Origin of the sequence: Mesorhizobium sp. AA22 (assembly GCF_001672375.2) — a bacterium.
GTDB lineage: Bacteria > Pseudomonadota > Alphaproteobacteria > Rhizobiales > Rhizobiaceae > Mesorhizobium > Mesorhizobium wenxiniae.
In genome coordinates this window covers 1,814,540-1,841,350 of sequence record NZ_CP048406.1, presented here as the reverse complement: position 1 = coordinate 1,841,350, position 26,811 = coordinate 1,814,540, and the positions used below count along the sequence as shown (strand labels likewise).

General features: G+C 63.6%; 28 protein-coding genes and 1 pseudogene. 11 read left to right on the top strand and 18 right to left on the bottom strand.

Features of this window, described 5'->3' with window-relative positions; translation table 11 throughout:
• Positions 1-12: 12 nt before the first annotated feature.
• The 3 genes from A9K68_RS09040 to A9K68_RS09030 all read right to left on the bottom strand — a co-directional run bounded on the left by A9K68_RS09040 (position 13) and on the right by A9K68_RS09030 (position 4,870).
• Positions 13-1,161 carry a beta-glucosidase gene (locus tag A9K68_RS09040; RefSeq protein WP_065008654.1) on the bottom strand — a complete coding sequence of 383 codons (1,149 nt, stop codon included), beginning with the start codon at positions 1,159-1,161 and terminating at the stop codon, positions 13-15.
• 579 nt (positions 1,162-1,740) lie between these two features.
• Positions 1,741-3,732 carry an AI-2E family transporter gene (locus tag A9K68_RS09035; RefSeq protein WP_065008653.1) on the bottom strand — a complete coding sequence of 664 codons (1,992 nt, stop codon included), beginning with the start codon at positions 3,730-3,732 and terminating at the stop codon, positions 1,741-1,743.
• 205 nt (positions 3,733-3,937) lie between these two features.
• Positions 3,938-4,870: a hypothetical protein gene (locus tag A9K68_RS09030; protein ID WP_065008652.1), complete on the bottom strand. Its 933-nt coding sequence runs from the start codon at positions 4,868-4,870 to the stop codon at positions 3,938-3,940.
• 322 nt (positions 4,871-5,192) lie between these two features.
• Here A9K68_RS09030 and A9K68_RS09025 point away from each other — a divergent pair, with 322 nt between their 5' ends.
• The gene (locus A9K68_RS09025) at positions 5,193-5,456 is read left to right on the top strand and encodes a hypothetical protein (protein WP_065008651.1); all 264 of its coding nucleotides are present in this window, start codon (positions 5,193-5,195) and stop codon (positions 5,454-5,456) included.
• A 172-nt stretch (positions 5,457-5,628) separates the two neighbouring features.
• Positions 5,629-5,859, top strand: a complete 231-nt coding sequence (locus A9K68_RS09020) for a hypothetical protein (protein ID WP_065008650.1) — start codon at positions 5,629-5,631, stop codon at positions 5,857-5,859.
• A gap of 162 nt (positions 5,860-6,021) precedes the next feature.
• On the opposite strand, the gene A9K68_RS09015 is transcribed toward A9K68_RS09020, so the two are convergent.
• Entirely contained in the window at positions 6,022-6,375 is a 354-nt protein-coding gene (locus tag A9K68_RS09015) for a cupin domain-containing protein (protein WP_065008649.1), read from the bottom strand.
• Positions 6,376-6,728: 353 nt separating this feature from the next.
• On the opposite strand from A9K68_RS09015, the gene A9K68_RS09010 reads away from it, so the two are divergent.
• The gene (locus A9K68_RS09010; RefSeq protein ID WP_029351215.1) at positions 6,729-7,091 is read left to right on the top strand and encodes an SPW repeat protein; all 363 of its coding nucleotides are present in this window, start codon (positions 6,729-6,731) and stop codon (positions 7,089-7,091) included.
• Between the two features lie 305 nt (positions 7,092-7,396).
• Entirely contained in the window at positions 7,397-9,361 is a 1,965-nt protein-coding gene (locus A9K68_RS09005) for an acyltransferase family protein (RefSeq protein WP_065008678.1), read from the top strand.
• Between the two features lie 30 nt (positions 9,362-9,391).
• Here A9K68_RS09005 and A9K68_RS09000 read toward each other — a convergent pair whose 3' ends face one another.
• The 5 genes from A9K68_RS09000 to msuE are packed head-to-tail and all read right to left on the bottom strand — an operon-like array spanning position 9,392 to position 14,068.
• Entirely contained in the window at positions 9,392-10,153 is a 762-nt protein-coding gene (locus A9K68_RS09000; RefSeq protein ID WP_065008648.1) for an ABC transporter ATP-binding protein, read from the bottom strand.
• A 16-nt stretch (positions 10,154-10,169) separates the two neighbouring features.
• Positions 10,170-11,168 (bottom strand): ABC transporter substrate-binding protein, encoded by a 999-nt coding sequence (locus A9K68_RS08995; protein WP_065008647.1) that lies wholly within the window; start codon positions 11,166-11,168, stop codon positions 10,170-10,172.
• A 57-nt stretch (positions 11,169-11,225) separates the two neighbouring features.
• Positions 11,226-12,074, bottom strand: coding sequence for an ABC transporter permease (locus tag A9K68_RS08990; protein ID WP_065008646.1), 849 nt, complete (start codon positions 12,072-12,074; stop codon positions 11,226-11,228).
• A gap of 26 nt (positions 12,075-12,100) precedes the next feature.
• Positions 12,101-13,465 carry an LLM class flavin-dependent oxidoreductase gene (locus A9K68_RS08985; RefSeq protein ID WP_065008645.1) on the bottom strand — a complete coding sequence of 455 codons (1,365 nt, stop codon included), beginning with the start codon at positions 13,463-13,465 and terminating at the stop codon, positions 12,101-12,103.
• Between the two features lie 51 nt (positions 13,466-13,516).
• Complete coding sequence (msuE, locus tag A9K68_RS08980; protein WP_065008644.1) at positions 13,517-14,068, bottom strand: FMN reductase; 552 nt, start codon at positions 14,066-14,068, stop codon at positions 13,517-13,519.
• Between the two features lie 234 nt (positions 14,069-14,302).
• On the opposite strand from msuE, the gene A9K68_RS08975 reads away from it, so the two are divergent.
• Both A9K68_RS08975 and A9K68_RS08970 read left to right on the top strand, forming a co-directional pair.
• The gene (locus A9K68_RS08975) at positions 14,303-14,899 is read left to right on the top strand and encodes a DUF922 domain-containing protein (RefSeq protein WP_065008643.1); all 597 of its coding nucleotides are present in this window, start codon (positions 14,303-14,305) and stop codon (positions 14,897-14,899) included.
• A 315-nt stretch (positions 14,900-15,214) separates the two neighbouring features.
• Positions 15,215-15,441: pseudogene (locus tag A9K68_RS08970) on the top strand (endonuclease domain-containing protein).
• Positions 15,442-15,492: 51 nt separating this feature from the next.
• Here the strand turns inward: A9K68_RS08970 and epmA are convergent.
• Complete coding sequence (epmA, locus tag A9K68_RS08965) at positions 15,493-16,539, bottom strand: EF-P lysine aminoacylase EpmA (protein ID WP_065008642.1); 1,047 nt, start codon at positions 16,537-16,539, stop codon at positions 15,493-15,495.
• Positions 16,540-16,668: 129 nt separating this feature from the next.
• Here epmA and efp point away from each other — a divergent pair, with 129 nt between their 5' ends.
• The gene (efp, locus tag A9K68_RS08960) at positions 16,669-17,235 is read left to right on the top strand and encodes an elongation factor P (protein WP_065008677.1); all 567 of its coding nucleotides are present in this window, start codon (positions 16,669-16,671) and stop codon (positions 17,233-17,235) included.
• A gap of 604 nt (positions 17,236-17,839) precedes the next feature.
• On the opposite strand, the gene A9K68_RS08955 is transcribed toward efp, so the two are convergent.
• From A9K68_RS08955 to A9K68_RS08940, 4 genes are all read right to left on the bottom strand, one after another.
• Complete coding sequence (locus tag A9K68_RS08955) at positions 17,840-18,106, bottom strand: hypothetical protein (RefSeq protein WP_065008641.1); 267 nt, start codon at positions 18,104-18,106, stop codon at positions 17,840-17,842.
• Between the two features lie 135 nt (positions 18,107-18,241).
• On the bottom strand, positions 18,242-18,850 hold the full coding sequence (locus A9K68_RS08950) for a DUF6456 domain-containing protein (protein WP_065008640.1): 609 nt from the start codon (positions 18,848-18,850) through the stop codon (positions 18,242-18,244).
• 85 nt (positions 18,851-18,935) lie between these two features.
• The gene (locus A9K68_RS08945) at positions 18,936-19,325 is read right to left on the bottom strand and encodes a hypothetical protein (RefSeq protein WP_065008639.1); all 390 of its coding nucleotides are present in this window, start codon (positions 19,323-19,325) and stop codon (positions 18,936-18,938) included.
• A 73-nt stretch (positions 19,326-19,398) separates the two neighbouring features.
• Complete coding sequence (locus tag A9K68_RS08940; protein ID WP_065008638.1) at positions 19,399-19,701, bottom strand: hypothetical protein; 303 nt, start codon at positions 19,699-19,701, stop codon at positions 19,399-19,401.
• A gap of 74 nt (positions 19,702-19,775) precedes the next feature.
• Here A9K68_RS08940 and A9K68_RS08935 point away from each other — a divergent pair, with 74 nt between their 5' ends.
• Complete coding sequence (locus A9K68_RS08935; RefSeq protein ID WP_065008676.1) at positions 19,776-20,480, top strand: helix-turn-helix transcriptional regulator; 705 nt, start codon at positions 19,776-19,778, stop codon at positions 20,478-20,480.
• A 60-nt stretch (positions 20,481-20,540) separates the two neighbouring features.
• Here A9K68_RS08935 and A9K68_RS08930 read toward each other — a convergent pair whose 3' ends face one another.
• A complete protein-coding gene (locus A9K68_RS08930) occupies positions 20,541-20,843 on the bottom strand; it encodes a hypothetical protein (protein ID WP_065008637.1) in 303 nt (100 codons plus the stop codon).
• 165 nt (positions 20,844-21,008) lie between these two features.
• Here A9K68_RS08930 and A9K68_RS08925 point away from each other — a divergent pair, with 165 nt between their 5' ends.
• From A9K68_RS08925 to dinB, 3 genes are all read left to right on the top strand, one after another.
• On the top strand, positions 21,009-21,428 hold the full coding sequence (locus A9K68_RS08925; RefSeq protein ID WP_246811324.1) for a hypothetical protein: 420 nt from the start codon (positions 21,009-21,011) through the stop codon (positions 21,426-21,428).
• 82 nt (positions 21,429-21,510) lie between these two features.
• A complete protein-coding gene (locus A9K68_RS08920; protein ID WP_065008636.1) occupies positions 21,511-21,969 on the top strand; it encodes a GNAT family N-acetyltransferase in 459 nt (152 codons plus the stop codon).
• A gap of 333 nt (positions 21,970-22,302) precedes the next feature.
• Positions 22,303-23,544, top strand: a complete 1,242-nt coding sequence (gene dinB / locus A9K68_RS08915; protein ID WP_065008635.1) for a DNA polymerase IV — start codon at positions 22,303-22,305, stop codon at positions 23,542-23,544.
• Between the two features lie 101 nt (positions 23,545-23,645).
• Here dinB and A9K68_RS08910 read toward each other — a convergent pair whose 3' ends face one another.
• From A9K68_RS08910 to A9K68_RS08900, 3 genes are all read right to left on the bottom strand, one after another.
• Entirely contained in the window at positions 23,646-25,196 is a 1,551-nt protein-coding gene (locus A9K68_RS08910; RefSeq protein ID WP_065008634.1) for an FAD-dependent oxidoreductase, read from the bottom strand.
• Positions 25,197-25,289: 93 nt separating this feature from the next.
• Positions 25,290-26,168: a DUF2182 domain-containing protein gene (locus A9K68_RS08905; protein WP_065008633.1), complete on the bottom strand. Its 879-nt coding sequence runs from the start codon at positions 26,166-26,168 to the stop codon at positions 25,290-25,292.
• 8 nt (positions 26,169-26,176) lie between these two features.
• Complete coding sequence (locus A9K68_RS08900; protein ID WP_029351172.1) at positions 26,177-26,809, bottom strand: DUF1326 domain-containing protein; 633 nt, start codon at positions 26,807-26,809, stop codon at positions 26,177-26,179.
• Between the last annotated feature and the right edge of the window lie 2 nt (positions 26,810-26,811).

The following is a 26,811-nucleotide window of genomic DNA, read 5'->3' as shown; positions in this document are numbered from 1 at the left end:
CCTTCTTCGACGCTACGAAACACCCGCCGCGAACAGTGTGCGCTGGCGCTCCAATTCATTTGCAACCGGCTGGCGAAGACTGCGCGAACCGTCGGCATGAATCGTGGAGAATAAGCCGACTTCCGCGTGGCGCGAATTGTCCCAGCCGGGATACGCAGTCACCGGGTACAGACATATACCCTGAATCGGGGCACCACGGCTCATTGCGTCGCGGACCTCATCGCAAACATAATGGAGCCATGCCGGCCGGCCTGATCCTTCAGCGCCTGTCTCGGCGATGAACATGGGCTTTCTGTAGCGCTCTGCGACTTCGACCAACATGTCGGAAAGCGCCCGATATTCGTGGTGGCCCATCGGTATCGTTGGCCCCTGAAAGTACCATTGGTTGTGCGGATAAAAGTTAAGTCCGATGACGTCGACACAGTCCTCGGTGCCGCCCAATTCGGGCTCGGCACGGCCCGTCAGCATGTCATAGGCTTCAAACTGGCCCTGACGAACATTTTCCGCGCGCCGCTGCTCGGCACGACTACGGTCACGGGGAGCAACATGGATTAGCGGTTCAGCCCATATGAACCGGCAATCAGGTTCGGCATCTCGCATCGCCTTGACGCCCGCAACCGCTGCCCTCACAAGCTGTCGCTTGAACCATCCCCGCTTCTTCGGCCCCACGCGTGGGAAATAGCCGACCTCTATGGCCCATGCGAAAAATGAGATCTCATTGATCGGGCACACCAAGGGAGCTACTCCTGTGATGGAGCGATGGACCCGGACAGCTTCAGCGGCGAAGCGGACATAGGCTTCTGTAAAGTCTGGGGCGCCTTGGTCTACGTGATCTGGTGAGCCATAGTGGAAGATATCCCAGACGACCTGCACCCCCGCCGCGTGAGCCGCTTCGATCATTGAAATCCAACCCGACCAGTCGAAGACTCCTGGCGCAGTTTCAATAAGGTGCCAGCGCAAGCCGTCGCGGATCGTGCGAAGCCCAAGGGCAGCACAGCTGCGATAGTCGCCGAGGGCGTGTTTGTCGTGTGCGGTTGCGCGAATCAAATCGAGGCGCACTCCGTCGCCGCGCCGATGCGAGGAACATTCGAAGCCAGCCATGAAGAAGCTGGCAAACTCGGACGGATATTCGCCCGGCGGACGCGCCGGCTCGTCGCTCATGCGTGCGATCCGTCGGCCAAGGCTCGCGCCAGCGCTCCCGCTAGGCGATCGACCGTTGCCAGTTCCGACCCCCACCACAATTTCATTCGGGCCGCCATCGCGTCGCCTCTGAGTGGTACGGGTGCAAGCGTCGAATGTTGACCAAGCGAGCGCGAGCGGGAGCGAGTCCAGGTGTTGTCGGTGAGCAGAGGTCGACCTCAGGATGACAGACTGGCGCTCTCAAGCCCAGCCTCGTTGATCGTAGTCGCGCTCCATAGTCCCTCCTACTGGAATCCGAGGAAGGAGAAGATCGCAAGCACGACAACGATAAAGCAGGATGGCGCAATCTCCCCCACATCGCGTACCGAACTTGCCTGCGACCGTGAGGTTCCCCTTCGGTTGAAATATTTCTGGTTGGGCGGGCGACCCGCCAACTTGGCATTTCTGCTCTGTACCTTTGACGTCGCACGCGACTCCAGCCCTCGCCTACGCTTACTGACTGATTTGATTGGCGTGATCGCGGACACCAGGTCGGCGGCAGACGTCAGGAATGCGCCAGACATGATTATGAGCCCACGCCCTCGCCGCCCTGTCCCGCGCTCATTTTGCAGCGGCAAGCGGCGCCTTCTTGGCAGGACGCAACCGGCGGCGCATGCGGCGCTTGGCAGCGATCTTCAGCGCAACCGGCGGATCGCTCGACAACGCGCCGAGAACGGCTTCGACCATGCCATACGCCACAAAATCGGCGTTGATGTCATTGGCCAATTCGACGGCTGTGTTTTTGTCGTCGCCGTCCTCCGACCAGAACACGATCCCCACCCGCAGCGCCCTTTTGACACGTTTCAGCCGACGAACCAGGAAACGGGCATGTTTGACGGAGTCGCGGTTCAGGAATCCGACCACAACGGTGTCGACAGCGTCGAGTTCGAGCCGGCGAATGCTCGCCGGTTCCATGTCGGCAAAGCTCGCCTTCGAGACCGTCGCCCCTTGCACTTCGAGCACCTGCGCCAGCATGGCGGCGGCGGCATCGTCGAGTTCCCCGCGGCCGCCGGCACAAAGCACTGAGATGTCCGTGCCATCCGGGAGTTCGATGTCGTTCTCGCTCACCCCTTGAGCCTGCTTGTCCTCATCTGCTGTGGCAGGCTCGGCCGCGGCCGGATCATCGTCCTCCTCTGCTTCCTCCCGTGCGCTATCGTCAAGGTTCGCCACCAGCGTCTGCGCACTGGCCGCCACCTGTCGTCTTTGCTCATCGCCCATGACACCCCGCACCCGATCCTGTTCGCCGAGGAGAAGTGCGGGAATGGCGACTTTGTCATAGAATTCGAACAGATATCTTTCCTCCAGGATCTCCTCGGCGTGATCTGTGGCTTCCTCTGGATCACCGGCCAACAGCCGTTGGTAGAGCCGAGCATGCGGTTCGAGCACCGGTTCGTTGCCGAACAGAACGTCGAGGAATTCGAACTGCGGCACGTGCCTGCCGAGCACGACGAGACAGACAGTGAGCGGCGTCGACAGAACCAGGCCCAACGGCCCCCAGAGCCAGGTCCAGAAGATAGCCGCAACGATGATGGCCAATGGTGAAAGCCCGGTTCGTGAACCGTAGAGCCACGGTTCGACGACGTTGCCGGTTATCATTTCCATGGCCACGAACAGCCCGGCGGTCCATAGCACGAGCGACCAGCCGGGAGCCACGGCAAGCGCCAGGAACAAAGGCAGCAACGCACCAATGATCGGGCCGATATAGGGAACAAAGCGCAGCGCCAACGCCAGCAAACCCCACAGCAGTGCATTGGGTATGCCGAGAACCCAAAGCCCGAATGCAATCGGCACGGCATAGACGATGTTCACCACCAATTGCATGAGCAGATATCGGCCGACCCGCTTGCCCGCTTCCTGGAGCGCCTCGGTGGTCCGATGAAGATCGCCGTACCCGACGAGGCGTATGAAACGGTCGCGCAGGTCCTCGCGCTCGAGCAGCATGAAGATGACGACGACGATGATCAGGCCGGCCGATGCCAGCGGGCTGATCAGCGGGCCGATCAGGTTCTGGAGAACCTGGAGCGGCCTTTCGCGCGCGATGATCTCGACAGGCACCGGCTCGCGCTCTGGCTCACCTGCGGTAGGCGGTGAGGTTTCCTGTCGGTCGAGTTCCTGACCAATGCGTTCGATCACCCCACTCAGCCTGGCGATGATGCCTCCGCCGACGCCGGTCTCCTTCAGGGATCGGACCTTGGTCAGGATATTCGACTGGTAAAGCGGGATGTTCTGCGCCAGTTCGCTCACCTGCGTGGCGACAATGAAGGAGAACAGCGCGAGGACCGTGAATGCGCTCAGCACGCTGGCGATGACGGCCGGGAGACGGGGAAGGCCGACTCGCTTGAGTCCGGAAACTATGGGTGCGAGCGCAAAGGTAAGCAGGAGAGCGATTGCGATCGGCAGGAAAACCTCGCGCCCGAAGTACAGGGCCGCAATCGCCGCCACGACTGTTGCGACGGTGGGCAATGACATGCGCGGTAGGGTTCTGGCAGAGGAAACAACGCCCATCACCCCGGGCTCGGCGGGGTGCATGCCGTTTCGACGATTGGCCGCCACTTGATACCTCCGCCCTGCCATAGCCATGATCAGGCATATTGAGCCGGCGTGCAACTTTCGCTTCTTCGCGCCGGCGAGTTCGAAGACGCGATCGACAAGGGCGGCGCTTTGCGGCCCAACTGGACAGCCGGACGGGCGCTTCGGTCGCCGGACAAAACAACTGACGTGGTGATCGGTTCCGCACAGGCAGAAGACGAGGTCAGGCTTAATACGAATGACGCAGCCAATGGCGGTCGAACACGTCGAGGATGCCTCGGAACTCGGCCGGCGGGATCTGGCTAGCACCGCCGCCCTTGCTGTCTCCGGCGAGGAATTGGGCCAGCTGCCGGTCGACCATTTCCGGCTGCTCAATTGCCACGCCGAGCGAAGCCAGATCATCGGCGATCGACCCGTCGAGCGGCAGATATCCGCCCCATCCCTGGGGCGCGGGATTGCGCAAGCGGATCATCAGGATCCTGGTCAGGGACGGCTGCGGCTCCGGGCCGATGATGGTGGTGCCGCAAAGATAGCCGCCAAGCACGCTTCCGGGCCGGGAGTGCGGAAACAGGCAGAAGAAGAATTGGGCTTCGCCGCTGGTTTCCTTCAGATGCGCATAAAGGCCGCGTTTTGCCGACGTCATCAGCCCACCGAGCAGCAGCTGCCCGGTCGGCAATGCCTCGCGATAGGCGACAGTCAGGCCGTGCGCCCCCGGCCCGGTCTCTATCGAAAGACTGCCCCTGATCAACTGGCCGCGATAATAGGGCGACAGGGCGCGCGAATAACATGCATAGGTTCCGGCAAGGGCCAATCCAAGGCTTCGCTCTTCATGCCCGGACGCCGTCTCGAACTGCGCGCCGACGCGGCGTTCCAGTTCGGCCCTCTCGATGCCGTGGCGGGCGCAGATCGCCGCCGTGAAGCCTGGCAGGTCGCTCTCTGCGATCCAGGCGCCGGGCTGCTCCAGCTTGAGAAGCTTCGACCAGTCGTCGTAGACGCTGAGCTCGCGCGGCTGGGCGCGGCCCTGCAGCCATTTGTCGGCACGGCCGAGATCGAACGCCGTCTTCGGGTTGACGCCTCGGAACGCTGCCGCCAAATCCTTGCGAGCGACGGTTCCCAGCAGGGCCGCAGTCAACCGTAATTTCTGCGCGATATGCTGTGCCATCCTACCCGCCCCTTTATGCCACCGCGAGGCATAACATGTGCCAGCACTTGCTCCCACCGCATTCATTGCGGGCCGGACTTCTCCTAAAGTCCCATATTCCAGGAAATCCGCAGAATTCCACGCCGCTCCACGCGACGCCTACCCTTTTCGCCCTGCCGGGCGGCACTAAGGTCGCGCAGGGCAAGGGCAAGTCATGAAACTCACGCTATCTAGGCTTGAGTACCACTCCCCTTCCTCAGTCATTTGAACGACGGCGAAGCCGAGCTCTCGCAACCAGCACAAACCAGCGTAGATGCCGCCGCAACAAGGAAGGAATAATTCGATGTCCCGGACTGCTTCTCCCAAAATCCCTTTCACCGCGGTTGCGGCTGGATCCGCCGCACTGCTGCTGCTGACCTTCGGGCCGGATGGACCGTCGCGTGCTGCTGCCGGCTCGCGCGCGGCAGCGACATATGGCAAGGCGGCTCCTGCGTCGCCGGCCATCGAGCCGACGCGCATTGAAGTCGACGGCGGCGCGCACGTGATACGCTTTTACATCGACGGCAAGCAGGTCGCCCTGCTAGACTCGACCGGCTTCAAGGATTGAACTTACGGTCGGCGCGGCTGCGTAAGCCTAACTCGCGCCGATTCCTTGCAGCCGCGCTTTTTCACAAGCCATATTCCAGGAATTCCGGAGAATTCCACGCCATTCCACACAGCGGCGGTGTTCGGGCCGGCGGCTGGGGTTAACCTTACGTTAACCATCGAGGGACGCCGCCATGAAACTTGCCCTGTCTGCACTTCTCGCCGTGCTCGCACTTTCGCAAACCGTGGAGGCTAAAACGAAAGTCGTTGCGACAGATGCGAAAGCGGCCACAGCCGAGAAAACCCGGCCGCCGCTCGACAAAAAGGCCACCGGCGGGATCAACGCCTCGTCCGATACGATGGCGGCGCCGGTCGACAAAAATGCGTCCAGTCCGTATCCGCCGGCGATCTATTTCGATTTCTAGGGTTTCATCCATCCCCTAATGGAGGGACTCTATCCTTTTATTTCGACCGCACCACGCTTGCGGTGGCCGGGATCGACAGGTCCTGGGGATCGACAGGCCCCGGGATCAGCCCCGGGATCAATAGACGCGGCGCGGCAAGCCGCGATAGGTTCGCCTCCGGCCTCAGCCTACCCTGACGACGAAATGCTTCGTCACCGGCTCGATGATCTTCCACGTTCCCTTGAAATCGGCCTCGACCACGAAGGCATCGCCGGGACCGACTTCGACGGGCGCGCCGCCATCGGGCGTGATGACGATGCGGCCTGATATCATGTGCACGAATTCATAGTCGCTGTAGGTCGCGTGATAGGTGCCGGGAGTAGCCTGCCATGTTCCCGACATGACCTTGCCGTCCTCTGTGGTGTGCTGGACGGCGGTCTTCATGGTTGGGTTGCCGTCGACCACGACCCAGCCCGCGAGATCGCCCGCCTCGGCGTTTTCGACTGCGCCGAATTTGAGGATGGTCTTCTCTGTCATGGTCGGGCTCCGTTTGGAACTGTGCCGGCATTGGCTGCCGGTCAATAGCCGAGGCACCTGACATGAGCAACGCGGGCCCGCCCGTATTATCAGCAGCAATGGCACGGTTTGCCACGTGCCGCTACGCTTGACGTTGCCCTCATCCTCCCGAGCAGCCGAAGCCTCCGGGAACCGGCGCTTCTGAATTGCGCAGGCGGGTGGCAGACGCGGCATCGCCGCGGTACGGAACCGACGCGAGGGCCGGCCCTCCGGGGCCACTCCTTGAAAGCCGTCGAAAGTACGATATATCAATGACTAAGCGTGCGTTGCACGCGACGTAGTGCTTTGGTCAAGCTTCATCTATGGAGGTTGTCATGGCAAACAATCTGATGGAAGGAAAGAAGGCCCAGGATTGGATCAATCTGATCCTTGCGGCATGCCTGTTCATCTCACCTTGGGTCATCGGCTTCGCTGCTGAAACCGCTCCTGCGTGGAACGCCTGGATTGCCGCAGTCGTGCTCGGCGCCCTGGCTCTCGCGGCGCTTTCGGTATTCGCCGAATGGGAAGAGTGGGTGAACCTTGTCGTCGGGCTCTGGCTGATCGCCTCGCCCTGGCTGCTCGGCTTCGTGGCGAACGCCAACGCGATGGCGACCCATGTTGTCCTCGGCGTGCTGGTGGTTGCGGCATCAGCCTGGGCGGTCTGGGACTCTCGTCATCATCCGCCAGCGCATGCGTGATGGTGACGACCTGGGGAGGAGCCCGGCGCGCGAGCGGCGAGCTCCTTCTAAGCCTGAGATCGGTACGCGGGCCCGCTAGCCGGGCCAATTGTCTTCCTTGTGCTTAAAAAACACCCCGCCGCGCCGGGTGCATATGGCAGCGTCGCCGCGGCGCTTCCTGGTCTAGCCGCCGACGAGCACACCCCCTGCACTCCGCCAACTCCACATATGTTGCACTGCGTTAGATTTGTTGCATTGCAATATCGGTGCATCGCGTCGAGCCTTCGCAACGGGTGGCTTTTTCAACGACCACACGAGGTTTTGCCGTGTCAGCATCGTTTCGGCCTGATATCGAAGGGCTGCGTGCACTGGCGGTGTCGGGCGTCGTCGCGTTCCATTTCGGTCTGTCGGACCTGCCGGGCGGCTTCACCGGCGTTGACATGTTCTTCGTCATCTCCGGCTATCTGATCACCGGCCAGCTGCTGCGGGAAATGGCCGAGGACGGCAGGCTGAACCTGTGGCGGTTCTACGCAAGGCGCGCCCGGCGCCTGCTGCCGGCCTCGCTGTTCGTCATCTTCGCCACGCTTGTCGCGGGTTACTTCATCCTGTCGCCGGACGAACAGGCGCTCTATTCGAAAGGCGCCATGTTCGCCTCGGCCTATGCGATCAATTTATGGCTGATCCGCTGGTCGTTCGACTATTTCGCCCCCGATACGGCGAACAACCCCTTCATCCACTTCTGGTCGCTCTCCGTCGAGGAGCAGTTCTACCTCGTATGGCCGGCACTGCTTCTGCTGGCCGCATGGCTGCGCCCGGGCAAGCGCACGGCGATCCTGGTGATCGGCCTCGCCGGCGCGGTGTCGTTCGCCGTCTGCGCCTGGCTCACCACCGTGGCGCAGCCCTGGGCCTTCTATTTCTCGCCGCTCAGGGCTTGGGAATTCGCCGCCGGCGGCCTGGCGACGATGGCGCCGGCAAAATTCTGGCGCGAGCGCCCGCAACTGGGCGCAGCACTGGCATGGCTTGGCCTGGCGCTGATCGCCGGGGCCTATCTGACCTTCAGCGAACAGGCCACCCCCTTCCCCGGCGTCGCGGCGGTCGTGCCGGTGGCCGGCACCGTGCTGCTGCTGCTCAGCGGCTCCGGCAATGTCCAAAGAGGGCCTAGCGCCATGCTGGCGCTGCCGCCCTTGCAATGGGTGGGGAAACTTTCCTACTCGCTTTATCTCTGGCACTGGCCGGTCATCGTCTATGCGACGATGATGGTTCCCGACCTCTCCTGGCCCGGGCGGCTTGCCTGCGCAGCATTGACGCTGGCTCTGTCGATCTTCACCTATAGTTTCATCGAGAACCCGATCCGCCGCAACGTCTGGCTGATGGCGAACGCGGCGCGCGCGCTTATTCCCGCCGCAATGCTGACCGGCGCCGGCGTGGTGGTAACTTACGCCAATGCGCGCCTTGCCGTGCACGATCTCGACCCCTCACAACGCATCATTGCCGAAACTGCCGCACAGCCCTCCACCGCGCGCGCCAAGGACGGCTGCGTTCTCGACTACGAAACCGTCACGCCGAAGCCCTGTGTGTTCGGCGCCAAGAATGCCGAGCACTCGATCGCGCTGTTCGGCGATTCGCATGCCGACCACTGGTCGACGCCGCTGATCGAGGCGGCGAAGAAGAACAACTACAAGGTCGTCACCTGGCTCAAATCCGCCTGCCGGGCGTCGCGGCTGACGGTCTGGAGCTCGAAGCTGAAGCGCGACTACACCGAGTGCGATCGATGGCGCGAGCAATCGATCAAGGAGATCATCGCCCTGCGCCCGAGCCTGGTGGTGATGTCGGAGATCTCGCTGACCAGCTCGCGCAAATTGTCGCCCGACGTGAAGGTATCCGAAAGCCAGGACCGGGACTGGCAGGCCGGCCTACGTGCAACGCTGGAAGCGTTCAGCCAGGCCGGGCTGAAAGTCGCCTTCATCCGCGATGTCCCGTTCAACGGCATGTTCGCCGACACGTGCGTGGCCCGCGCGCTGTGGCGGGGACAGACGCCGTCGGTATGTGATGCGCCGCGAACCGACGCCGCCAACGACGCCGTGGCCGCGGTGGAGCGCGACATCGTGCGCACCGTCCCCAACGCGACCTATATCGACATGACCGACCGGTTCTGCGACGCCAAGACCTGCCATGTCTTCATCGACGGCAAGCTGGCCTACCGCGATCGCCACCACTTGGCGACGCCCTTTGCGCAAACGCTGGAGCCGCCCGTCGAGCGCGCGCTGTTTTCGTCGGGGGCGGCGAAATAAGGCAGCGCAAGACGCGCCTGTCGCCGCGTCTCAGTGCAAGCCAAACTCGCGCAGCAGTTCTTCGCGATAGCGCACGAACCGGCCTTCGCTGCGATCGCGGGGGCGCGGCAGTTCAACCTCGACCAGCCGCGCTGTGCCGCCCTTCTCCCTGGGCAGGATCAGCACCCTGTCCGCGAGATAGATCGCTTCTTCCAGATCATGGGTGACCATGACCATGGTGACGTTCTCCTCGCTCCAGATGCGCGCCAGTTCCTCTTGCATGCCGATCTTGGTCATGGCGTCGAGCGCGCCCAGCGGCTCATCGAGCAGCAGGATTTCAGGCTGCACGGTCAAGGCCCGGGCGATGCCGACGCGCTGCGCCATGCCGCCCGAAAGCTGCCTGGGATAGGCATCGCTGAATTCGGCCAGACCAACGAGCTCGGTATAGAAGCGGGCCTTGTCCTCGGCCTCCGCCTTGGGCACGCCCCGCACTTCGAGGCCAAAGGCGACGTTGCCGAGTACCGTCAGCCAGGGCAGCAGGCGCGGTTCCTGGAAAATCACCGCGCGTTCAGCGCCGACGCCATGGACCGGCTTGCCGTCGATCGCGACACCGCCGCTGTCGGAGGCCTCCAGCCCGGCAAGAATGCGCAGCAGCGTGGTCTTGCCCGATCCGCTGGCGCCGACAATGACGAGACATTCGCCGGAGCGGATATCGAGGTTGAGGGCCCTCAGCACGGCAAGCGGACGCCCGCCGAGGCTGAAGGATTTGGACAGGTCGCGGATCGTGACCTCGCCGCCGCTTGTGGTGGCCATGGCGCCCGTCTCCCGGTCAGTTGGTTTTCGTTTCGCCGCGCCGGTAAAGGATATCAGCGGCTTTCAGACTGCCCTTGGGCAGGCGGCCGTCGCGCTCGAGCACGCTGACCCAGAAGTCGATGTCGCGGTCGTCAGCCTTGGCCCCTTCGCGCAGGCCGAAGCCGGTCCAGTAGCGTGCCAGCTCGCCATTTTCGCCGCGCTTGTCGAGGATGTCCGCGAGCACCTTGCGCGCCTCGTCCGGGTTCTGGCGCGACCAGTCGGCGGCGCGGGCCGACTGTTCGACGAAATTGCGGGCGCCATCCGGATGCGCCGTGATGAAGTCGCGCCGCAGGACGGTGAAGCCGCCGGCCAGTTCGCCCAGCACGTCGGTGTCGTTGAACACACCCCGCACGCCGCCCTTGTCCACCAGCGCGCCGGCAAACGTCGCCTGCCAATAGCCCAGTGCCGCGATATCGACTTGGCGCGACCGCAGGGTCTGTTCAAGCTGCGGCCCGGGCACCACGACGAGCTTGGCCGCATCCGGCGGCAGGCCGACCCCGTGCAGCGCCTCGCGCACGGTGTAGTCGAGATGGGCACCAAGCGTATTGACCGCAATGGTCTTGCCGGCGACGTCGGCAATCGATTTGATCGGACTGTCTTCCAGCACGTAGAAGACGCTGTGCACTTGCCTGTTGATGCCGTTGCTTGGATAGGCGGCGACGAAGTCGTTGCCTCCGGAGATCGAATTGATCACCGCAGCGGTTGCGGCCGAGCCGAGATCGACGCTGCCGGAGGCGAGCGCGAACAGCGATTCCGGGCCGCCGCCCGAGTAGCCGACATTCTCCAGCTTGACGCCGAGGTCGTTGAAATAGCCGAGCTCGTCCGCCAGCTCATGCGGCGAGATGCTGCCGCGGCTGGCGAGGTAGCGAAACGTGACCGGCGCAGCTTGCGCAGCGGCAAAGCGAGGCAGGCCGGTGGCGATGACGCCGGCGGCAAAGGGAGCGCCCGCAAGCAGGGAACGGCGAGTGATTGGCATGGTCCGGTCTTTCCTGTTGGAGGATGGTGCCTGTTGGAGAGGATGGTGAAAGGCTGGTCAGTCGATGGGATTGCTCCAGCGGCAGAGCCGCCGCTGAAGGCTAACCAGCGCCTGGTTGGCGATCAGGCCGAGGCCGGCGAGGATGACGATCGCCGCAAACATCAGCGGGATCTGGAAGTTGTACTGCGCGTTCATCACCTGGAAGCCGATGCCCCTGTTGGCGCCGATCATTTCGGAGGCGATCAGCAGCAAGAGCGCCGTGGTCGCACTCAGCCTTAAGCCCACGAAGATCGACGGGACGGCCCCCGGAAGCACGACCCGGCGAAACGCGGTGAGCCGCGTGGCGCCATAGACCCGGGCCATTTCGAGCAGTTTCGGATCGACTTGCTTGACGCCGCTGATGGTGTTGAGCAGCAGCGGAAACAGCGTCGCCCAGAAGATGACGAAGACCTTTGAGGCCTCCCCCAGCCCGAGCAGCAGGATGAACACCGGGTAGAGGGCCAGCGCAGAAGTCTGTCGAAAAACCTGCAGGATCGGATCAAGCGCGGTTTCGACGGCGCGCACCTGGCCCATGAACAGACCGAGCGGGATGGCAACCGCCACCGCCGCTGCGAAGGCGAGGCCGGCGCGCTGCAGGCTGATGGCGATGTCGCCAAGCAAGGTGCCGCCGACCAGACCATTCCACAATGCGGAGACGATCGTGTCGATCGGCGGCAGCACCGCGGCGTTGACCCATCCCGCGCTGCTCGAGACCTGCCAGATCGCGAGGAAGGCGATCAGGATGCCGTAACGGGACAGGAAGCGGACGACAGCCCGGTTGGCCAGGCGCGGAAGATCGGCGCCGAGGCTAGTTCTGCCGTCATGTGCGGCGATCGTGACCGGCCGCTCGATGTGTTGCAAACTCATCGTCTTGCCCTTTGCTCTAAGAGAATCTATTCGGCGGCCAGCACCTTCGAGCGGGCGGCGGTCCAGGGGTTTTCCGGCCGCCTGAGGCCGAGATTCTCGCGCAGCGTCCTGCCTTCGTAGGCGGTGCGGAACAGGCCGCGGCGCTGCAGCTCGGGGATCACCAGGTCGACGAAGTCGTCGAGCGCGCCGGGCAACCAGGGCGGCAGGATGTTGAAGCCGTCGGCGGCCTCGCTGCCGAACCATTCCTCCAGCTGATCGGCGACCTGCACCGCGCTGCCGATGACAGTGTAGTGGCCGCGGGCCGTCGCCACCCACTGGTAGAGCTGGCGGATGGTGAAGTTGTGCTCGTCGGCGATCTGGCGGATCAGCGCCTGGCGGCTCTTCATGCCTTCGGTTTCCTTGCTCGGCGGCAGCGGTCCGTCGAGCGGATAACCCCTGATGTCGAGCGTCTGGCCGGCCAACCCGTTGAGCAGGGCCACGCCATCTTCGGGCAGGATCAGATCGTTCAGCTGCTGGTATTTGGCGCGGGCTTCGTCTTCGGTGCGGCCGACGAAGGGTGCCACGCCCGGCATGATCAGCACCTGTCCGGGATTGCGGCCGGCAGCCTTCACGCGCGCCTTGAGGTCGCGGTAGAATTCTTGCGCCGAGGCTAGATTCTGATGGGCGGTGAAGATGACTTCAGCCGATTGGGCGGCGAGCTTGCGGCCGCCCTCCGACTGCCCGGCCTGCACCACCACCGGGTGGCCCTGCACCGGGCGCGGCACATTGAGCGGACCTTTGACGCTGAAATGCGGGCCCTTATGGTCGATGTCGTGAAGCTTGTCCTTATCGTAGAAGCGCCCCGACTTCTTATCGCGGATGAAGGCATCATCTTCCCAGCTATCCCACAGCGCCTTGACCGTCTCGACATGCTCATGCGCGCGGGCATAGCGCTCGGCGTGGGCAGGCTGCGTCTCGCGATTGAAATTACGCGCGGTTTCGTCGCCCGCCGAGGTCACGACATTCCAGCCGGCCCGGCCATTCGACAGAAGATCGAGCGAGGCGAACTTGCGGGCGAGCGTATACGGCTCCTCATAGGTGGTGGAGGCGGTGGCGATGAAGCCCAGATGTGTGGTGAGCGGCGCCAATGCGGCAAACAGCGTCACCGGCTCGAACCCGGCGATCTTTGCATTGCCGCCTTCGCGGGCGCCGAGGCCGACGGTCAGATTGTCGGCGAGGAAATAGGCATCGAACAGGCCGCGCTCGGCGGTAAGCGCGAGCTGCCTGTGGAACTCGAAATTCGTCGCGCCGTCGGCCGGCGCGTCAGGGTGGCGCCAGGCTGCGATATGCTGTCCGCCACCGGGCAGGAAAGCACCAAGCTTGATCTGCCTGGACTTGCTGGGTCTGGTCATTGCGGGTTCCTTCTGACTGTGCGGAAAGGGATTGAGGGTCACTGGCCGTGTTCAAGCGGCAAGACCGACGCTGCGTGGCACCGCCCGGCAAGCTTCGGCGACCGCTTGCCTGGCGCGAGCATGGATGGCTTCGGACACCAGCACGCCGTTGGCGAAGTCCTTGTCGGAGGCGTAAATCGCGGTCGGCAGGGTCAGCGCCTCGAAGAAGCCGAACAGCGGCCGCAGCTGATGTTCGACCACCAGCGAATGACGATCGCCGCCGCCCGTCGCAGCAAGGATGACCGGCTTTCCCCTCAGGGATGACGGGTCGAGCAGGTCGAAGAAATGCTTGAACAGCCCGGTGTAGCTGCCTTTGAAGGTCGGCGAGCCAACCACCAGGACATCGGCCCCCAGCAATCGCTCGACGATGTTTCTGGCCAACGGATCCAGATCGCCAATGCGCTTTGCCAGCGGGAAGGACTGACCGAGATCCTCTAGGTCGAAAACGGTCGAGGCTGCACCGGTGCTGCTCGCCACCTCCGCGACGATGTGGCTGATAAACGCCTTGGTCTTCGACGGACGGGTCAGGTTGCCTGACAGCCCCACCACCAGCTTTTTCGACATTTGGGCTCCTCGCAAAGCGCTTTTGTGGCTTAACTCTAGTAAGTTGATAGAGATTAGTGAGAAAGAAGATTTCAAAACGGGCCCGCCAAGCGGATTGAGTTTGCGGCGCATCGCCGTCGATTGGTTCTTTCGACGCGAATGCGAACGCCGAGTTTGGCAAGGGCGCCTTGACCGCATTCCTGCCACGCGTTGATGATCTCAAGCGCACCAAAGCCATCAGCCCGGGGGATTCGCATGAAAACAGTCGTTCTGAAGTCTCTGCTCCTGGCCTGTTTGCTGGCATCGCCGGCGCAGGCGGGATGGAAGCCGGTCGAGAAGGTCGAGACCTACGCCGTTTCAGGGCAGACCGGTCCCCAGCTCCATGCCTCGATGGGCGAGCGGGGGCCGATGATCGGCAAAAGCAAGGTCCGCGCCATGGCCTACACCAATTTCAAGCTGACCTGGGTCAGGGACTATCAGCGACAAGGCAATGCCTGCGTGCTGGTATCGGCGCGGCCGAAGCTCATCATAACCTACACCTTGCCCAAAACGTCCGGGCCGGTGCCGGCCGCCGTGCAGAAAAGTTGGGACGTTTTTGCCGCCGGCCTCGCCGCCCACGAAAAGGTGCATGGCGACATCATCGTCGATATGGTCCGCAAGATCGAGACGGCCACCATCGGCCTGTCCGTCCCCGACGATCCCGGGTGCGAAAAGATCAGGACCGAAATGACTAGGCGGCTCGCCGAACTCTCCCAGGCACAGCGGCAGGCAAGCCGCGATTTCGACCGGGTAGAATTCGCCCCGCGCGGCAATCTGCAGCAGCTCATCGTCGCTTTGCTAATGGGGCGGTAGGAAATGTGAAGTCCCACCGGGAGGAGAAGCAGTGAGGATGGAGCTCGAAATCAAGGCAAGGTTGGCGGGACAGCGCCCCCTCTGGTCCTGCCGGACATCTCCCCATTGGTGGGAGATCGGCCGTCATCTTTGATTTCGCCAATCGCCAACCTCGTAAAAGTGGCGCTGTCGGCGGAACTGCCAATCTCCCCATTTTTGGGGGAGATGTCCGGCAGGACAGAGGGGCGCGCCGTAGAGCGCCAATCTCAAAAGCAACCGAGCACTGACAATCCCTCACACGCGGTTGCCCCACGAAATCGCGCCAATGCCAAGTCGATGCGCAAAGTCATGACCGACGCCGAATTGAAGCTCTGGAATGAGCTTCGCGCCCATCAGCTGATGGGCTCGGGTTCCGGAGACAATTTCCGATCGCTGGTTACATCGTCGACTTTGCTTGCCCGGAAAAGGAACTTGTCGTCGAAGTCGATGGTTCGCAGCATGCCGATGCCAATGAAGGCGTCTGCCAGCATATCGTCATCGAGGCCGGGCTGGACAGGCGCTGATCTTTGCCTTTGGCGTAGCGGCAGAGTCCCCCTCAGCCAATTCGCCTCGCCTCACAAACCCGCCATCGGCGTCCACATCACATCCTCGACCCGCATCGCCCCCGTCGCCAGCATCACCAGCCGGTCGAAGCCGAGTGCGGCGCCGCTTGCCTGCGGCATGATGGCGAGTGCGGAGAGGAAATCCTCGTCGATCGGATAGCGTTCGCCATAGACGCGCTCCTTCTCGTCCATCTCGATGGTGAAGCGCCGGCGCTGCTCGGCGGCGTCGGTCAGTTCGCCGAAGGCGTTGGCCAACTCGACGCCGCAGCAATAGAGCTCGAAGCGCTCGGCGGTCCTCGCATCATCCGCACTCGGCCGGGCAAGTGCTGCCTCCGAAATCGGATAGCCGTAAAGGATGGTGGCGCACCCCCGCCCCAGCATCGGCTCGATCTTTTCCACCATTACCCGGCTGAACAGATCGGCCCAATTGTCGTCCGGTGCGGTGCGTAGGCCCACCGCAACCAGCGCCGTGTACAACGCCTCACGATCAGTGCTGCCGTCGGCGGCGACCGTGGCCAGCAGGTCGATGCCGGCATAGCGCGCAAAAGCCTCGGCGACGCTCAACCGTTCCGGCTCGGCGAACGGATCGGCCTCGCGGCCGCGAAAGGAGAAACGCTTTGTGCCGGCCCGCTCGGCGGCCAGCGCGACAAGCCCGGCGCAATCCTCCATCAGGCGCTCATAGGTTTCATCAGCCCGGTACCATTCGAGCATTGTGAAGGACGGATGGTGCAAGGGGCCGCGCTCGCGGTTGCGATAGACGGCGCTCAGGCTGAAGATGCGCTTCTCGCCGGCGGTGAGCAGCTTCTTGCAGGCGAATTCCGGCGATGTGTGCAAATAGAGCGGCTGATGCTGCCCGTCGGGGCCGATCGCATCGGTGGCGAAGGCCGACAGATGCGCCTCGTTGCCGGGCGAGATTTGCAGCGCCGCCGTCTCCACCTCGACGAAGTCGCGGCGGGCAAACCAGTCGCGCAGGGCCGCAGTGATGGCATTGCGCAGGATCAGCCGCGGCCGGCGGTCGGCGTGAACATCAGGCGTCCACCAGGGCGAGGCGGCGGTCATGACAGAAGGATTCGCATCGAGGACTGGCGATTGCAGCCAAGATGCGCTAGGCCGCACCGGACGGCTCCCGCAGCCGATTTGCGCCAGTCGGCGCTCCCAGGCCAGTCAACACTCTTAGGAATGAAGCCCGTGAAGGTCATCGCCAGTTCCCTACGCAGAGGCAATGTCGTCGAAAAGGACGGCAAGCTCTATGTGATCCTCTTTGCCGAAAACATCCATCCCGGCAAGGGCACGCCGGTGACCCAGCTCGACATGCGCCGCATCTCCGATGGAGTGAAGGTTTCGGAGCGCTACCGCACCACCGAGCAGGTCGAGCGCGCCTATGTCGAGGAGCGCGAGCACACCTTCCTCTACCGCGATGGCGAGGGCTTTCATTTCATGAACCCGGAGAGCTACGACCAGGTCGCGGTGTCAGAAAGCGTGGTCGGCGAGATGGCGCCCTATCTCACGGAAGGCATGGCGGTGCAGATCTCGCAGCACAACGGCATTGCCATCTCGCTGGTGCTGCCGCAGCGCGCCACTTTCGAGGTGGTCGAGACCGAGCCGGTGACCAAGGGCCAGACGGCATCCTCGTCCTACAAGCCGGCGACGCTGTCCAACGGCGTGCGCACGCTGGTACCGCCGCACATCAGCGCCGGCACCCGCGTGGTGGTCATGACGGCCGACGGCGCGTACGTGGAACGCGCGAAGGATTGAGAGGTTGGGCAATGCGCGTCCAAGATGACGCTGTCGCTATGGGCGCCCCTGACGAAATTTGGCGCCAGGCGGGCGACAGGCGTCGCGTGCTGGAAGCCGACTGGACGCGCGGCGGCTAGTAGCGGGAGCAAATCGCGTACACAGCTGCCAGATATGTGAGTGCAATCGTGACGTAGGAGACCGCGAGTTCAGCCACGATCGAGGAGATTTGAAGCAGCGTCACCTGAAAACCCTTTGTTAACTCTAACTCGCTAATACGCCTTAATCCTGTCTCTTAACAGCCCCAACGTATATGGTGAGCGCTCGCTACGGCGCCTGATCGTCGCAAAATGCTGACGTAGAGGCGCAACCCACGATTGCCCCGTACCACGATGCGGGCCGGGAAGAGCCTTCTTCACTGGACAGTGTAGCGGGGATTCAGCCAAGGATAAGACCCGCTATCAGAACCGTAAGGATCATCGACAGCGGAACGGCAAGAAGGCAGCACGCCTCCAAAGTGTTGATTTGCCAAGAGTTCATCGGGCGCTTCCCAGTTGGATTCCTGTCTAAACGGGCAAACCGGGACGGCAGTTCCACGAAAGATCTCCGGCGTCATCCACGCCGCTCATCGTGCCGATCGGCGCCAACCCTCATTCCCGGTCATCCAGCGAGCGCGCGCCAGATGCGTCGCCCAAGCCCGGAATGCCCGTTCCGGCTCCTGGTTCGGATCAATGTGCAGAACGGTGTAGGCGACCTCACGCCAATCGGCCCCGTCCGCCGAAGCATCGAGCAGCCGGATGTAAGTCAGCATGCAGTGCTCGTCATAGGCGGTCAGCACCGAAGACGTCGGCGCCACGTCTGCGAAATGAGGGTCTAGCGGTGGCTTTGGCATTGCGATCTACCAGCAATGGCGCACCGTAACAGGCCGTCGAGAAGCCCGCGCCCTTCAATTGGAGGACGCCGGCGATCGAGGTTCGCCTCTAGCCTGATCACCCATTGGTTCGACGTCCCGCCGTCCGTTCGCGCCCTACCCCCGCGGCCGCCGCATCAGCATCATCCCGTAATGCACCGCCAACAAATCCAGCCCAACCTTGAGCAGCTTAGACACAACGTCCCGCGGCTCGCCCGTCTGTTCGGCGAGGCACTTCACCGTTTCGCCATGGCAGCAGACTTTTTGCACCACGCCCGACACCTCCCAATGCGAAAGCGCGCTGGTGGCGTCGGCATAGGCGCGGCCGGCCGACAGGATGCGGTCGGCAACGCCGCCGCCGATGCGGCCGCCGTCGACGCGCTCGGTCAGCGCCATCGGCTTGACGCCGTCCTGGGCCGAGACGCGAAAATCCTCGCGGTAGCGCATACCCGCCTCGCGCTGCTGGCGCGACAGCGAGGTGATGCCGGTCAGCGGGTCGACGTTGCGCACCCGCACGATGCCGCCGGTCGAGGTGTGGCCGTCATTGGAAACCTCATAAATGCGCCTCGCCTCCAGCGTGCCGGTCGCCAGCCGCTTGCGGCCGAAGGCGTCGTCCTTCAGTGCGAAATTATGACCGACCTCCTTGCGGATGCGCACCTGCTCGGCCTCGCCCTTTGCCAGTTTGGGCGCCTTCGGCGCCTTGACCTTGGCGGTCTTCTTGCTCATGGACAGTCTCCTCGTTTGATTGGCTGCCTTCGCAGAACCTGGGGTCCTCGCCCCACGTAGCGGGGCGAGGAACGCAAGACCCAGTTCACGCCGCATCCGCCAGAGCCGTAGGGCGATGGTCGCAGAAGCGCGCCGCGTGATAGGCGCAGTAGCTTTTCAGCGGCCGCGTGCGCAGGCCGCAGCACAGCATGTCCAGTGCCGGCCGGCTGCCGGGCGCGTCGTTCTCGGGATCTTCCTCCAGCGTCAGATCGAGCGGTGCGCGGCAGCGGTTGAACAGGCAGTCGATGAAGCGCATGGCCGCGACGTGCGGCTGGCGCCCGGCGGCAACGGGGCGCGGCGCCGGCAGCTTGAAGGACTCGCCGTCGGGCCCGTGGATCTCGCGCACGGTCTGGCGCTGCGGCAGCCAGACCGGCGGCGCCAGCCTGGCCGGCGTGCGGGCGATGCTTTGCAATTCTGTGTCGGTACAGGCGGGCATGGTGTTCTTCCATTGAAAGGGTTGCGTAGATGCCGAAGCTGCCCCTCTCCCCGTTCACAGGGGAGAAGGGAGATCACCACCGGCGGCCAAGCTTCGCCTCGGCCGCCTCGCGGGTGGCGCCGGAAACCGCCCTGCCCGTGCGCCGGTCGAAGACAATGACCGTGCCATCCTCGGTGCGGATGCGCGAAAGGCCGGCGCGGCACTCGCGTAAGTTCGTGGCCGGAGCCGTGAGGGGAACGGCTCCGGCCGTTCCGGTCGCCTGCGATGACGGCAGGGCGACCGGAGCCGAGGCGCTGGCCTCGGGTTTCGTCCCGGCCGGGGAGGAGGACAGCCGGGACGGATGGGAAAACGAGATGGGGCAACGAGGCTTGTGCATGGCTGCATATAAGCATAACTCGAATAATTATGCAAGGCATTCTTTCATGGACGAAACCGATTCTTATGTTTCAGATGGCCGCCATGGCGAAAACCTCATTGTCGATCAAGGTCGGAGCGGCGATCCGCAAGGCGCGCAAGCAGCGTGGCCTGGTGATGCGCCACATTGCCGAGCACAACGACACCGATGTCGCCGCCGTCGGCAATTGGGAAACCGGCCGCAACCTGCCAAAAACCGAGAACCTTTTGAAGACCGCCGCCTTCCTGCGCGTCGACCCGGTGGCGCTCGGCAAGGGCGAGGTCGTCTTCCTCGACGACGCCGACAATGTCGCCGACGCAGAGATCGTCACCGACGCCGCCCCTTTGCCCGCCGGCCCTATGGACATCGAGCTTCTGGGTGCTGCGGTTGGCGGCGACGACGGCGACTTCACCTTCAACGGCGAGGTCGCCGGCTACGTCCAGCGCCCGCCCGGCATCGCCCATCTGCGCAAGGTGTTTGCGCTGCATGTGCTCTCCGACTCGATGGTGCCGCGCTACGAGCCCGGCGAGATGCTTTATTGCGGCGGCCGCGACGCCGTGCCAGGCGACCATGTGGTGATCGAGATGTTCCCCGAAGAAAACGAACGCAACGGCAAGGCCTTCATCAAGAAGCTTGTCAAGCGCACCGCTGCCGAGCTGGTCGTCGAGCAGTACAATCCGCCGAAGACGCTGACCTTCAACCGCTACGCGATCAAGGCCGTCTTCCGCGTCATCCCGCTCAAGGAACTGCTGGGGTATTAGGGGTGGCGGGTTCGCGCGCTCGCTTCTCCCCCTGTCGGAGAAGGTGGATCGGCGCGCCACTCAAGCCCGCCTGGATCTCTCCAGCGGAACCTCGCGCTCGCTGAGCATCCGCGCCTCGGCGCGGCGCCGCTGCTGCTCGTCGACGAATGCCGCCTGGATCACGACCGCTGCGCCCGGCAGGCCATCGGCGCGGCAGGCCGAGCAAATGAGGCGCCCCGAAAGGGACGCCAGCGGCGTCTGCGCAGTTACCCCGAAGCGCCTGAGCTCAGCCGGCTTCCACCATCTGTTGCGGCCGCAATCGATACACTCGACCGCAATCGAGACAACCTCGGCGAGCGTCGCTTCCTTGCCCGGCAATGCCATTGTTCCTGATGCCTCATGTTCCTGTTTTGTTCGCAACATTATGGGTTTTTTCCGAAGAGTCGAGTCGGATCTGCCCAACCCTGCGTAAAAGTTTAACTTGCGCATATTTTAGAGTTATGCTTGTGTACGATATACCGATGATTAGTTAGCGCCGTGGACGTACGCATGGGCGGAAGACCGGGCACCCGTCGCGGCCGCTCAGCCAAGGGAACCAGGATGGACGCCCTCTCCGCTCAATTCGCCCGTGATTGCGGCTATACCGGCGACAGCCCGGCCATGCTGGCAGCCTTCGCCGCCATCCGCCTCGACGGCATAGGCAAGGCCCGCCTGGGCCATGACCAGCGCAAGGCGGTGGTCGACCGGCTGAAGCACGGCGAGGCCTTGTTCCTGGCGGCGATCCGCCCGGCGCAGTCGGCCGAGGAGGCGCTCGAGGACGCCGCCCGCTTCATTGCGCTGTTCCGCAACATGCCGCGCTGGCGCCAGGAAAGACGCGGCGCCGATCTCGCCCGCGCCAGGCAGCAGCGGCTCCTGGCGCGCTTCTTCCGCCGCTATGGCCACCGCCTCTGGGCACGGCAGGCCGCGTAAGCCGGAGGTCGTCGACGCCATCGGCCGCGAATGGCTGGACCGCACTTGCCGTCGCCAAGCCCGCGCCGTATGTCGTCCCTCGATGAGCGAAATTGATTTCCGTCGCGCGCAAGCGCCCGATCTGCCGGCGATTGTCGCATTGCTAGCCGACGATGCGCTTGGCGCTGGTCGGGAAGACGCGTCGACGCCGCTCGCCCCCTCATATCTCGATGCCTTCAGGGCAATCGATGCCGATCTCAACCAGCTGCTGGCGGTGGCCGTCGAAGCCGGGCAAGTGGTTGGATCCCTACAGCTCAGCTTCATTCCGGGCATTTCGAGGAAAGGCGCCTGGCGCGGGCAAATCGAAGGCGTTCGCGTTGCCCGGCACCGCCGGTCCGGCGGCGTCGGCAAACGCATGATCGAATGGGCGGTTGAAGAGTGCCGCTCGCGCAACTGCAGCTTCGTTCAGCTCACGACCGACAAGAGTCGACAAGAGTCGCACGCTTTCTACGAGCGCCTCGGTTTCATCGCCAGCCATCTCGGCTACAAGATGGGGTTGTAGCGCTCGATCGGCTGATTGCCGAGTCGGCGCCGCCCCTCATCCGCCTGCCGGCACCTTCTCCCCGCATGGTGACGGGGCGAAGGGGGCTGTCCGCAACATCGGCAGTTCCTGCAACGTTGGTGATTAGCGAAACCATCGACGAGAGCGTCCTGCTCCCGTCCCTACAGGGAGAAGTGCCTAGCAGCGATGAGGGCCAGCGCAAACCTGAAGCGATTGTCTTCCACCTGCCGTCCACGCTCCTTGACAATCCACGTACAATGTTCTCTCTATGTTCCAAACCAAACCACCCTCGAGACAATGCGGCGTTCGAACCTCCGCGGGCGAACGGGCCGGATGGAAGCCAACATCCTCCACGCTGATCTGGACGCCTTTTATGCCTCGGTCGAACAATTGCTCGACCCGGCCCTGCGCGGCAAGCCGATCGCCGTCGGCGGCGGCGTCGTGCTGGCCGCGTCCTACGAGGCCAAGGCCTTCGGCGTACGTGGCGGCATGCCGGGGCGGCGGGCGCGGGAACTGTGCCCCGGTCTGATTTTCGGCGGCGGTCATTTCAAGGATTACCAGCGGCTGGGCGATGCGGCCATCAAAGTGCTTGGCGATTTCACGCCGGTGGTCGAGCGGATTTCCATCGACGAGGCCTTCGCAGACGTCACCGGCTGCACCCGTCTGTTCGGCCCGCCGGCCGAGATCGCCACAACCATCCGCCGCCGCGTGCGCGCCGAACTCGGCCTGCCGATCTCGGTTGGCGTGGCGCGCACCAAGCATCTGGCCAAGATCGCCTCGCAAGTGGCCAAGCCCGACGGGCTGGTGGTGGTCGATCCGCGCCACGAGCTCGAGTTCCTGCACGATCTGCCGGTTGAGCTGATGTGGGGCGTCGGTCCGGTCACCAGGGAGCGGCTGGCCGGCATCGGCGTCAACACCATCGGCGAGCTGGCGAAGACCAACGATGGGTCGCTGGAGCGCCTGCTCGGCCCGGCGGCGGGCGAAAAGCTCAACGCGCTGGCCTGGAACCGCGATCCGCGCAAGCTCGAGACGCAGCGCCGGGCGCGATCGGCCGGCGCGCAGTCGGCGCTCGGCAGGAAACCGGCCGAGGAGGAAGTCTTCGTGCCGACCCTGCTGCATCTGGCCGACAGGGTCGCCACCAGGCTGCGGGCGAAATCGCGGCCCGGCCGTACGGTGACGGTCCGTGTCCGCTTCGCCGACCTGCGCTCGGTGACGCGCTCGATCACGCTCGATCAGCCGATTTCGGCAACCGCGATGCTGGCCGAGATCGCCGAGGCGCTGGTGCGCAAGGTGATTGTCGATCATCCGCACGAAAAGACCATTTCGCTGCTGGCGATCGCCGTCTCGCATCTGGAAAAGCAGCCGGGCCTACAGCTGGAACTGCCGCTCGGCCTCGATGACGACCGCCGCCGCCCCGGCACAAGGAAGGGCGTGGCGCGCTGGACCGCCGACCGCGCCGTCGATAAGATCCGCGACCGCTTCGGCTGGGAGGCGGTCGGCTATGCCTCGGTCGCGCTCGGACTGTCGCGGTCGATTCCCGATGCCTTTCGCGAGCTGGCCGAAAAGGAGTTGTGAGCCGGTTTGGCCGGACCGATGCGATGCAGAAATTCCACTTCGCGCCCTCTTGAGCGTTCGCCATTGGCGCCTCGCAGGACCACTTGAGCGGAAGCGCCCAGTCAGGCGAGGCGAATATTCGTCTCGAAGAGGGCGTCAAGCGAAGCCAGGGGCGACACGGCCGGTCCGTTCAAAGCCGTGCCGTCGATAGCAAAATGCGAGCCGTGGCAGGGGCAGTCCCAGCAGCGCTCGAGGGAATTCCAATGGACATGGCAGCCGATATGCGTGCATGCGGCCGAGCGCTTGTAGAGCGTGCCGTCGTCATCGCGAAACGCGGCGATTTTGGTGAGCCCTTCGCGGACGATGGCACCTTCTCCCGGTCGCAGCTTGTCGACGGAATCGATTTCGCCAGGCGCGATATACTCGGCAAAACTCTTGAGCGCTGTCGCATTCTCCGACAGATAATCGCCGATCGCGCCTGCCGTCTTGCGAGACGGCTCGTAAAGATCGCGCCAGCGGCTTTCCCCCTTCAGAATCAGGTCGGAAATCAACAGGCCGGCGACGACGCCATGGGTAATGCCCTGGCCGGAATCCCCAGTCGCCACAAAGACGCGGCGGTTGCCAGGATTGCGGCCGATGAACCCCGCATAATCGACGGTCTCCATCACCTGCCCGGACCACCGGTTGGTTTCCACGCCGACATCGGGCACCAGCCTTTTGGTCCAGGCCGCCAGGGCCGCGAAGCGATCACCGGCATCATCGGCCTGCCCTGTTTTGTGGTCTTCACCTCCGACGATCAGGAAGTCGGTCCGATCTTCGCCAGGCTGAAGCCGAACGTAGTGGTAAGGGTCTTCAGTATCCCAATACAGGGCATCCCGTATGGTATCGCGCGCGATCTCGAACGACATCGCGTAGGTCCGATACGGCGCTTGCTTGGTATGGAGGGCGACCCGATCGTTGATCGGCGAGTTGGTGGCGACAACGGCCGATTTGGCGGACACGGTAAAGCCTGAAACCGTGGTTGCGCGCACGCCGCGGTCAGTCTCCTCGACCTTTTCGACAACGGTATCGGCATAAAGCGCGCCGCCGCGCGAGCGGATGCCTACCGCCAGCCCGCGGAGATATTTGAGCGGGTGGAAGGTCGCCTGGTTGGCGTATCGAAGGGCCTGCGCATCCGAAAAGCCTGCAAACGGCACACCCTTGGTCTTCTCGACGTCGACACCGATTTTCAGACCGGCGTCCAGCTGGCGCTTGATGTCGGATTGCTGCCTGCCGGAAGCCGGAAAGAGAAAGCCGTCGAGGCGTCGGAAATCGCACGCGATACTCTCGCTCTCCTGGATTGATTGGATACGGTCGATAGCGGCCGACTGGCTTTGGTAATACATCCGCGCCAGCTCCTCACCGCGCAATTTGGTCAGTTCCGAAAAGTAGTCGTCGCAAATGGATGACAGGTGCGCGGTAGTGCGAGCCGTCATGCCGCTTCCGATCCGGCCGCGATCGAGGACCGCCACCTTTTGCCCGGCGACGGCCAGTTCGTACGCGACCGACAGTCCGGCAATTCCAGACCCGACGACCACGACATCGACCTGTTCGCTCTGCCCGAGCGCGACCGCGTCGGGCGCTACTTCGGTCGCCGCCCAGAGGGATACAGTCCTTTCGTCGCTGACATTCATTGGCGGAACCTCCCATCCCAACATTCGGGTAAACGGATGCGAGGAGTCAAAGTTCCTCACGCCATTGAATGCCGACATAGGCCGCCCTGGTCGTCAGACCAAAAGCGTTGCGCTGCCCCAGGCGATCAGTGCGATGCCGGCTGCCCGGCCAACCCACTGGCCGGCAGGAAACAGCTTTTCAGCCAGCACCAGAATAGCGAGCCCGGCAACCCACACCAGATTCATGATGCCGCCCACGAACAACAACGCCATCAGCATCCAGCAGCATCCGACACAAAACGCCCCGTGCAACGCGCCCAAACGCAGCGCGCCGACTGCGTGGGGACGCCAGTGTCGGGCAAGAAACGCGGTCGGTGCCCGGCAATGCGACAGGCAGGCGTTCTTGAGCGGCGAGAGCTGATACAGGCCCGCGGCGATCAGGACGATGCCGGAAAGCCAGCGGCTCTGCGAACTCATCATCGTTGCGGAAACGAACGCCTCGCGTTCGAGCAGCCAATGCAACGCGGTGGCCACGACGGCAAACCCCAGCCAAACCAGGAGGTAGCCTGCCATAAATACGCCGGTGGGCGCGAGCTTGTCCTGGATCTGACCCTGTGCGAGCGCATGGCGATGCACGCGCGCATAGAGCAGAATAGTTGGCGCCGCACTCGGGGACATCATGGCAACCATCATGACCCACCACATGGCGATCATCAGTGCCCAGATCGCCGGCCCCCAGGCCCGCGGTTCGGCTGCCATGGTCATCGCGCTCATGTCCATGCCGGGCATATCCATCCCAGACATATCGGAGGTCAGGTCGGCAGTTTGCTGGTGGGGGAATAGCGCGAGCCTCGTCATCTCCCACGCATTCATGCCGAGCCCTGCACCCGCGACGATATAAAGCCAGGCCAGCAGGCACAGCGTTACCACGCCCGCAATCGTGATGACGCGGTCGCGTCTGAGCAGCCGTTCCAGCGGCGACCCGCCGTCCATGTGGCGCCTCAGGCCCGCACCACCCCGTGATTGTTGAGATGCAGCCGGGCGAACTGGCCGTAACTGTCCTTCATGTTCACCTGAACCGGCCCGCTGGTTGTGCTCGAAGCGCTGCCGATCTCGGCGACTGCATATTCGAAGCCGTTCGGCAACACGATCTGAGCGCGCGAGTCCGCGCCCGTCACCTTGTTGCGGATCGGTTCGCCGACGGTTTCGATGTAGTCCTTGACGAAGATGCGGCCCCTGCGGCCGTCGATATCGAGGTCGAGATCGATCTTGGTGAAAACCGGCTCATTCATTTTTGTTACGGTTGAGGCGTAGACGGCGAACATCGTCGCGAACGGGTCGGTGTCCTGGCCGGTCATGATGCGCAGCAGCGCTTGACGCTGCCGGTCGGTTGCATTCTCGTCGACGAAGGCGATGGCTTCGCCATTGCCCTCGTGGATCGCGCCAGGCCATTTGAAGATCGCGGCGATCCGAAGGCCGTCGAGAGCGGTCTCGCCATGATGACCTTCGTCGATCTGGATGCCCGCCACCGCATGGCAATGGCCTTTGTCGGGCAGCGCATTGAATTGACAGTTGCAGCCATATTCGCAGGTGCAATTGACAAGTTCGCGTCCCTTGATTTCCCAAGACGTCATGC